Here is an 8,524-nt window from a genome sequence, read left to right as displayed (position 1 = left end):
GAGGTGCTGCGGGCGGCGCATGCCGTGATCGTGATCGTGGCCTGGTTCGAGGCGTTCGCGGACCACGACCTGCCCTTCTCCCTGGACGACGTGCGGCTCACGCGCGGCGAGCAGCTGGCGCTGGCCGAGGGGGTCGGCGTGGACCTGCTCTCGGTCGACGTGCCCTGCCCGGCGCCCCACCGTCCGCCCGAGGAACTCGAGGCGGATCTGCTCATCTGGTTCGGCCACTACCGGGCCGCGTTCATGCACTTCGTGCAGGGGCTCGCGGTCTGGGAGCGGATGTCGGGGGACGAGCAGCGGTCCATGGAGTTCGACCTCGTCGACCTGGACGTACGGGCCTTGGCCAGGTACGAGCACCTCTGCTCGCAGCTGGCCGAGCAGGCCCCGGAGTTCGCGTTCTGGCTCACCCGCGTCGAGCACCGCGCCACCCGTACCGAGGTCCGCCGGGCCCTGGACGGCATCGAGACCCTGCTGCACCGCACGGCCGGCGCCCTCGCGCCGCCCGTCGACGTGGCCGCGTCCCTGGCCCGCTCCCACCACGCGGCCCTCACCCACCCGGTCCTCGACTCGGAGACCGCCCCCGAGGGCATCCGCGTCCCCACGCTCGCGGCCATGTACATCGATCCCGACTACCGCGTCTCCGCGCCGCAGGGCCAGTCCGGGCCCGCCGACGAGTCGTGGTGGCAGGACATCGACGTCCGGCACGACCTCACGCGGTATCTCGCCGGGGCCCTGACCAACCCCGCACTCGCCGAGGCGCCGCTCCTCGTGCTGGGCCAGCCCGGTGCCGGCAAGTCCGTGCTCACCCGCGTGCTCGCGGCCCGGCTGCCCGCCGCCGGGTTCCTGCCCGTGCGGGTGCCGCTGCGGGACGTGCGGGCCGAGGACGAGCTGCAGGACCAGATCGAGCAGGCGGTCCGCGCGACCACGGGCGAGCGCACGACCTGGCCGGAGCTGGTGCGCGCCGCGGGCGGCTGTACGCCCGTCCTGCTCCTCGACGGCTTCGACGAACTGCTGCAGACCACCGGCGTCCATCACAACGACTTCCTCGTCCGGGTGGCCCGTTTCCAGCAGCGGGAGGCCGAGCAGGGCCGTCCCGTCCTGGCCCTGGTGACGAGCCGCACCGCCGTCGCGGACCGGGCCCGCTATCCGGAGGGCACGGTCGCGCTCCGCCTGGAGCCGTTCCGGCCGGAGCAGATCCAGCGGTGGCTGGCCATCTGGAACGACGCGAACACCGGCACGCTGCGCCCGCTGACCTGGGACACGGTGTCCCGGCACGCCGAACTCGCCGCACAGCCCCTGCTGTTGACGATGCTCGCGCTGTACGACGCGACCGACGGCGGACTCCAGCACGAGGGCGGCGAGCCGCTGGCCGTCACGGAGCTCTACGAGGAGCTGCTGTCGACGTTCGCCCGGCGCGAGGTGTCCAAGACGTGCCCCGGCACGCTGCCCGATCGGGTGCGGGACGAGCGCGTCGAGCAAGAGCTGCAGCGGCTGTCGCTGGTCGCGTTCGCGCAGCTCAATCGCAGCCGCCAATGGGTGTCCGCCGGTGAGCTGGACGACGATCTCGTCGCCCTCCTCGGCAAGCAGGTGCCCGACAAGACCGGGTTCCGCACCCCGCTGGACGCGGCGGAGGTCGCCCTCGGCCGGTTCTTCTTCGTGCAGCGCGCGCAGTCGCTGCGCGACGGACGGGTGCTGGCGACGTACGAGTTCCTGCACGCGACGTTCGGCGAGTACCTCACCATGCGCCTGACGCTGCGCCTGCTGGCCGACCTGCTGCCGGCCCGCCCGGCCGCGTTCTCCCTCGCCGACGGCAGGATCAACGACGATCTGGCCTACGCGCTGCTGTCGCACGCACCGCTCTCCTCGCGGCAGATGGTGCGGTTCGCGGGCGAGCTGGCCCAGCGGCTGCCGCTCGTGGACCGCGAGCGGCTCGCCGCGCGCCTCGTCGAGGTGCTGCGCGTCCACGAGACCCGCACCACCGACCAGTACCCGGCGTACCGGCCCGCACCCCGGATGCGCACCGCGGCACGCCACGGGCTCTACGAGGCGAACCTGGTACTGATGATCCTCGTCCTCACGCGACGGTCCTCCGCCGCCCAGCTCTTCCCCGACCGGGTCGACCCCGTCCACTCCTGGCACCGGCACTGCATGCTGTGGCGCTCGTCGATGGACGAGGAGCAGTGGACGGACTTCGCGCTCACCTTCACGACGCGGCGCACCTGGGACGGGCACGGTCGCCGCGCACTGTCGATCGCGCTGCGCCAGGGGCCGGTCCGCGCCCCGCAACAGGTGGACGCGAACTGGCTGTTCGGCTTCGAGGAGGGCCACGACGGCCCGGTGTGGCAGCGGTCGTACTGGGACGAGCTGTGGCACAAGATGTCCGTGACCGGGTCGACGCCCGACTCGATCCTGCGCCTGGCCCTGGAACCCGTCCTGGACAGTCTGGGCCCGGCCCTGACCACGTTCGTCCCGGTGGGCGGCGAACGCGCGACGTCGCTGGCGCACGACCTGCTGCGACTGCTCCTCGACGACACCTCGGAACTGTCCGACCCGGACCTGATCGCCCGCTACGAGCGGGTGGTGCGCGGCCTGGCCCTGATGCCGCACGACTGGCACAACTTCGGCCGGGTCGTGCAGGCGCTGCTCACCGCGCACGAGCGGGACAGGGCCCGGCTCGGCGACGCGGTGCGGGAGCGGCTCAGGAGTCAGATCCTGAGCCGGATCGACCGGCCTTACTGACCTGGTCCGCCGCCCCACCCCCGTCCCGGATCAGCCCCAGCACCCGACTCCGCAACCCCGTGAACCGCACATCCGCCCGAGTCGTCAACTGATCCCGCTCCGCCGGGAGTTCGACGACGACCTCCTCGCGGACCACCGTCGGCGACGGGCTCAGGACCAGGACCCGCTCCCCCAGGTACACCGCCTCGTCGATGTCGTGGGTGACGAACAGGACCGTCATGCCGCGCCGGCGCCACAGGCCGCGCACCAGGTCCTCCAGGTCGGCGCGGGTCTGGGCGTCGACCGCGGCGAACGGCTCGTCCATCAGGAGCACGTCGGGTTCGTAGGCCAGTGCGCGGGCGATGGCGACGCGCTGCTGCATGCCGCCGGAGAGTTCCCAGGGGTAGGCCCGGCCGACGTCGCCCAGGCCGACCGCGTCGAGCGCCTCGGACACGCGGGCGCGCCGCGCGTCCCTCGGCATCTTGCGCTGCCGAAGCGGGAGTTCGACGTTCTCCGTCACCCGCATCCAGGGGAACAGGCTCCGCCCGTACTCCTGGAAGACGACCGCGAGGCCGGGGCGGGGGCCGGTCACCGGGACGCCGTCCAGCGTGACGGAGCCCTCCGTCGGCGCCAGGAGTCCGGCCACGCACTTCAGGAGCGTCGTCTTGCCGCAGCCGGAGGGGCCGACGACGCACACCAGCTCCCCCGCGTCGAGGCGGAAGGTGAGGTCGCGCAGCGCCTCCACCCGGCGTCCCGACCCTTCGTAGACCTTGCGCAGCCCTTTGACCTCAAGCACCGCCGCCACCCGCCTTCCGTCGCGCGCCGCGCGATCCGTGGTACCAGCCGAGGGCTCGCCGCTCGACGATCCGGAACAGCACCGAGAGAGCCACTCCCAGCAGGCCGAGCACCAGGATGCCGGTCCACATCTCCGGTACGGCGAAGGAGCGTTGGAACTCGACGACGGCGAAGCCGAGGCCGCTGCTGGAGGCGTACATCTCGCTGATGACCATGAGGATGACGCCGATGGACAGGGCCTGGCGCAGGCCCGCGAAGATCTGTGGGCTCGCCGCCGGGAGCACCAGATGGCGCAGCCGGGCCGGGCCCGTCACGCCGTACGAGCGGGCCGTGTCGGCGGCGACCTCGTCGACCGCCCGGACGCCCGCCGCCGTGTTGAGCAGCACCGGCCAGACGCAGCCCGACGCGATCACGGTGATCTTCATGGTGTCGCCGATGCCGGCGAACAGCATGATGACGGGGACCAGGACCGGCGGCGGGACCGCGCGCAGGAACTCCAGGGCCGGTTCGCAGACCGCCCGGGTGCGCCGTGAGGCGCCGATGACGATGCCGAGCCCGACGCCCGCCACGCCCGCCACCGCGTAGCCCGCGAGGAGCCGCAGCACGCTCGGCAGGACGTCGTCCCGGAGCCGGTCGGGGGTCCAGGTGTCGTCGAAGCGGCCGAGGATGGTGCGCAGGGGCGGCGCGTAGAAGCTGGTGCTGGAGTCGGACGCCAGCCACCACACCGCGACCAGCAGGCAGGGCAGTGCCAGGGCGAGGGCGGCCGCCCGCAGCACGCGCCCGGTGCGCCTCACGCGGGGGCCTCCGTCCGGACCGACCGGTGCCAGGACAGGGCGCGGCGTTCCACGAGGCGCGCGCCGGTGTTGATGAGCACGCCGAGGCAGCCGGCGACCAGGATGAGGGCGTACATGTCGGGGACGGCCTGCGAGGTCTGTGCGACGTTGATGCGGTGGCCGAGGCCGGGTGCCCCGATGACGAGTTCGACGGTGACGGCGAGGATCAGGGCGACCGCCGCGGCGAGCCGGACGCCGGTCATGACGTACGGGAGGGCCGTCGGCCACACGACGTGCCTGATGCGGGCCCAGGGGCCGAGGCCGAAGGCGCGGGCGGTGTCCTCCGCGACGGGGTCGACGTCCTGGACGCCGTACAGGACCTGCACGAGGACCTGCCAGAACGCGGCGTAGACGACGAGGAGGAGCACCGAGCGGAGTTCGGTGCCGAAGAGCAGGATCGCCAGCGGGATGAGGGCGACGGACGGGATGGGGCGGAGGAACTCGACGGTGGACGAGGTGAGTTCGCGCAGGTACGGGACCGTGGCGATGACGAGTCCTGCCAGTACGCCGCCCGCCGTGGCGAGGGCGAGGCCGAGCGCCCAGCCGGTCAGGGTGTCGCCGAGCGCCGACCAGAAGGCGGGGTCCGTCAGCTCGCCGCCGAGGGCGTCGAGGGTGGTGGTGAACGGCGGCAGGTAGGCGGAGGAGACCAGGCCGAGGCGCGGCACCGCCTCCCACAGTGCCGCGCAGACGAGCAGGCCGAGCGCTCCGGGGATCACGGCAGGAGCGTGTCGAGGTCGGGGGTCTTGGCGAACAGGCCGTCGCCCTGGCCGAGTTGGGCGAGCCGGTCGAGGGAGGCCCGGTTCGGTTCGGCGGGCCAGGCGGGCAGGACGACCTTGTCGAGGGTGGCCTGCGGGATCTTGGTGTAGGAGGTGACGATCTGCCGGACCTCGTCGGGGTGGCTATTCGCGTACGTCAGGGACTCCTCGGTGGCGGCGGCGAACTTCTTGACGATGTCCGGGTGTTGCTGGGCGTACTGCGCGGCGGTGAAGTAGAGGGCGACCGTGAGGTCTGGGGCCGTGTCGACGAAGTTGGAGGCGATCACGGTGCCGCCCTGTGCCTTGACGGTGGCGAGGGCGGGTTCGACGACCTGGGCCGCGTCGATCTGGCCCTTGTCGAGGGCGGCGGGCATCTGGTCGAAGGCGAGCTCGACGAACTTGACCTTGTCGGGGTCTCCGCCGGCCTTGCGCACGGACTCCCTGACGGTGGTGTCGTTGATGTTCTTGAGCGTGTTGACGGCGACGCTCTTGCCCTCCAGGTCCTTGGCCGTCTTGATCGGGCTGCCCTTCTTGACGACGACGGCGCCGAAGTCCGCGCCGTCCTTGCCGGTGGAGCCGACGCCGTTGGCGACGGCCTTCACGGGGACGCCCTTGGACTGGGCGACCATCAGGGACGTGGCGTTGGAGAAGCCGAACTGGAACTGGCCGCTGACAACGCCCGGCACGATCGCCGCGCCGCCCTGCGCCTGGGTGAAGGCCAGCTTGAGGCCCTGTTTCTCGTAGAACCCCTTCTTCTGGCCGAGGTAGACGGGTGCCACGTCGACGATGGGGATGAGGCCGAGTTTGACGGTGGTGGTGCCTCCGCTGCCGGACGCGGAGGGTTTGCCGTTGTCGTCGGAGCCGCCGCAGGCCGCCGTGGCGGCGAGCAGGGCCACGACGGCGAGGACGGTGAAGGTGCGGCGTGTGCAGCGCATGGATCCCCCCGGGTGCTCAGCGGGAAAGTAGAGCCCGCACCTTAAGGGGTCAATGCCCTTGGCACACAAGAGAGTTGACGTTACTTACAGCGCAATCACAGCATGCGCGCCGCGTCGTCCCGTCAGCCGGAGGCCGCCCGGCCGTACACCTCCACTTCGGCGATGTTGAGTTCGACGGGCCGCTCGCTCGCCAGCCAGACCCGGACGTAGCGGCCGGGCCGGTCGACGGCGACGGAGGTCGGGCCGCCCGCCTGCGCCGTCTCGTGGTGCGCCCATACGCCCGGCTTCGTCAGCTGCTCGGCGAGGGTGCCGGTGAAGGGCTCGTCGGAGACCAGGACGTAGTAGTCCTTGGTGCGGTCGGCGCAGCAGTCGGTGCGGTTGTACAGGTCGATGCGCTCCAGGTCGGAGACGGCGCCGAGGTCGACCTGCCACCAGGGCCGGGCCTCCTTGCCGCTGGTGGTGGAGAAGTCGAAGCGGTCGCCGTCGACGGCCTTGGCAGCGCCGTACGGGGTGGTGCCGCCCGCGTCGTAGTCGGAGATCTGAACGGCCTTCTTGTTCAGGGCGAGTTGGCGCAGGGGCTGGAGGCCGAGGGAGGTGTCGTGGGCGGCGTCGACCTGCGTCACGAAGTCCTGGAGGTAGGGGTCGGCGATCTTCACGGGGCCGAGCTGGTGGTGTTCGGCCGGGTCGACGGTGATGTGCGCGGCGGTGTCGGCGGCCGCGTCCATCGCCTTGCGCGCCGTGGCCGCGGCGTCCTCGTCGTGGGCGTCGATCGCCTTCAGCGCGGCGAGTCCGTGGCGCAGGGCCGCGCCCCAGTGTTCGGTGGCGGTGAGCCAGCGGTCGGCGTCGTGCAGGAAGAGCCGGTCGGGGACGCCGTCGCGGAGCACCGCGGGGGTGCGCTCGATGGTGGCGGCGGTGGGCGCGAAGGCACGGATCGCCGCGCCGGGGTCCTTCGCGTAGGCCGTCCAGAACGTCGCCAGCTCGGCGCTCAGGCGCGGCGACTGGGGCTGCCAGGGGGTGGCGCCGAAGGTGGGGGCCATGTGGTTGAGGTCGACGAAGACCTGTACGGCGTCGGCGACGCGCGGGTCGCCGCCCGCCAGGTGGAGGGCCGACTGGCGGGCGGAGGTGGCGCGGTCGTAGCCGCGGTCGTTCCACGCGAAGTCGGACATGGTGAAGACGGCGAGCTTGCTGGCCGCTTCCTGGTTCATCGGGTTGGAGACGAGGCCGCTGAGGTTGTCGGAGAGTCCCGCCTCGCGCTTGTCGTAGGGGGCGAGGAGGAGGCGTCCGGCGGTGCGGCCGAAGTCGTTGACGGGATAGTTGTCCCAGACGAAGACCTTCCGGCCGAACAGCTGAGAAGCCTGCTGTGCCTGGGAGTTGGTGATCTCGGGCGGGACGACGTCGGTGCCGGTCCACATCACTTCGACGGCCGGGTCGAGGTGGCCGCGGAGCTCCTGCTTGTACGCCGTGTCGGTGAGGTCGCCGTACTCGGTGGGCACCATCTGGAGCGGGTTGGCGCCGTCGTGCGTGGCGATGAACTCCTTCTGCACCGCGTTCAGGAGGCCGACCTGGGCCCGGGCCGCGGGGCCGCGTCCCGGTGCGCCGAACTCCGTCTGGTCGCCCGCGCAGTTCCACTTCGTGTAGCTGATGTCGTCGAGCGGGATCGAGAAGGAGCGCACGCCCAGGTCGTACAGGGCCTGGAGCTTGCCGGTGAGGGCCTTGACGTCGGCCGGGTCGGAGTAGCAGATCGAGCCGCCGGGCGACACGGCGAACGTGAAGCGGACGTGGTTGGCGGCGGCCCGGTCGACGAGCGCGCCCAGCTCCTTCAGCTTGTCGTCGGGGTAGGGGTCGCGCCACTTGTCGCGGTGGTAGGGGTCGTCCTTGGGCGCGTACACGTACGTGTTGGACTTCACCTCGCCGAGGAAGTCCATCTGGTCGAGGCGTTCGTCGGTGGTCCACGGCGGTCCGTAGAAGCCCTCGATGGAGCCGCGCAGCCGCATCGACGGGAAGTCGGAGACGGTGGCGCCCGCGATGCCGTGCCGGGTGACGAGCTGGCGCAGGGTCTGGGCGGCGTAGAACTGTCCGGTCGCGTCGGTGCCGCCGAGGGCGACGGTGCGGCCGGCCGCACGCAGGGCGTAGCCCTCGGCGTGGTCGGGGAGGTCGGTGCCGCGCAGGGCGCGGGCGATGTCGGGGCGGGTGCCGGGGCCGAGCAGGACGGTGAGCGGGGCGTGTCCGGATGCCTTCGTGCGGACGTCGACGCGCACCCCGTGGTCCTTGAGGAGCCGGGTGACGAGGGTGCGGGCGGCCGGGTCGGTGGTGGTGCCGGTGACGAGTTCGGCGCGGGCGGGCAGCGGCACGTCGGCGCCGGCGCGGGCGATGTGCTGGGGCGTCGGGGACACGGTGGGCAGCGGCCGCGGTGCGGGGGCGGCGGAGACGGGCGGCGCCGCGCCGAGCGACGCGGCGAGCAGCAGGACAGCGACGGCAGGGGCCTTCA

The 8,524-nt window shown here is 72.2% G+C and carries 6 protein-coding genes; 1 reads left to right on the top strand and 5 read right to left on the bottom strand.

Annotation, left to right across the window (positions count from 1 at the left end):
* Positions 1-2,739, top strand: a 2,739-nt coding sequence (locus tag M4J07_RS44840; protein WP_255982565.1) for an NACHT domain-containing protein, incomplete at its 5' end; no start/stop codon positions are given.
* Here the strand turns inward: M4J07_RS44840 and M4J07_RS44835 are convergent.
* The 5 genes from M4J07_RS44835 to M4J07_RS44815 all read right to left on the bottom strand — a co-directional run bounded on the left by M4J07_RS44835 (position 2,699) and on the right by M4J07_RS44815 (position 8,501).
* Positions 2,699-3,523, bottom strand: coding sequence for an ABC transporter ATP-binding protein (locus M4J07_RS44835; protein ID WP_255982563.1), 825 nt, complete (start codon positions 3,521-3,523; stop codon positions 2,699-2,701). The genes M4J07_RS44840 and M4J07_RS44835 overlap by 41 nt on opposite strands.
* Positions 3,507-4,307 (bottom strand): ABC transporter permease, encoded by an 801-nt coding sequence (locus tag M4J07_RS44830; protein WP_255982561.1) that lies wholly within the window; start codon positions 4,305-4,307, stop codon positions 3,507-3,509. Before M4J07_RS44830 ends, M4J07_RS44835 begins: the two co-directional genes overlap by 17 nt.
* A complete protein-coding gene (locus M4J07_RS44825; protein ID WP_255982570.1) occupies positions 4,304-5,059 on the bottom strand; it encodes an ABC transporter permease in 756 nt (251 codons plus the stop codon). The genes M4J07_RS44830 and M4J07_RS44825 overlap by 4 nt, the downstream gene beginning before the upstream one ends.
* Positions 5,059-6,036 (bottom strand): ABC transporter substrate-binding protein, encoded by a 978-nt coding sequence (locus M4J07_RS44820; protein ID WP_255982559.1) that lies wholly within the window; start codon positions 6,034-6,036, stop codon positions 5,059-5,061. Before M4J07_RS44820 ends, M4J07_RS44825 begins: the two co-directional genes overlap by 1 nt.
* Before the next feature lie 122 nt (positions 6,037-6,158).
* Positions 6,159-8,501, bottom strand: coding sequence for a beta-N-acetylglucosaminidase domain-containing protein (locus tag M4J07_RS44815; RefSeq protein ID WP_374215194.1), 2,343 nt, complete (start codon positions 8,499-8,501; stop codon positions 6,159-6,161).
* Positions 8,502-8,524 lie beyond the last annotated feature (23 nt).

This window comes from Streptomyces longispororuber, assembly GCF_024448165.1.
Classification (GTDB): Bacteria; Actinomycetota; Actinomycetes; order Streptomycetales; family Streptomycetaceae; genus Streptomyces; species Streptomyces longispororuber_A.
The sequence above is the reverse complement of the archived record's forward strand: the minus strand, read 5'-3'. Positions and strand labels throughout refer to the sequence as shown.

What these genes read in the sequence shown, in the direction of transcription:
- M4J07_RS44820 (WP_255982559.1), bottom strand. Translation starts at nt 6,036, where the DNA reads ATGCGCTGCACACGCCGCACCTTCACCGTCCTCGCCGTCGTGGCCCTG.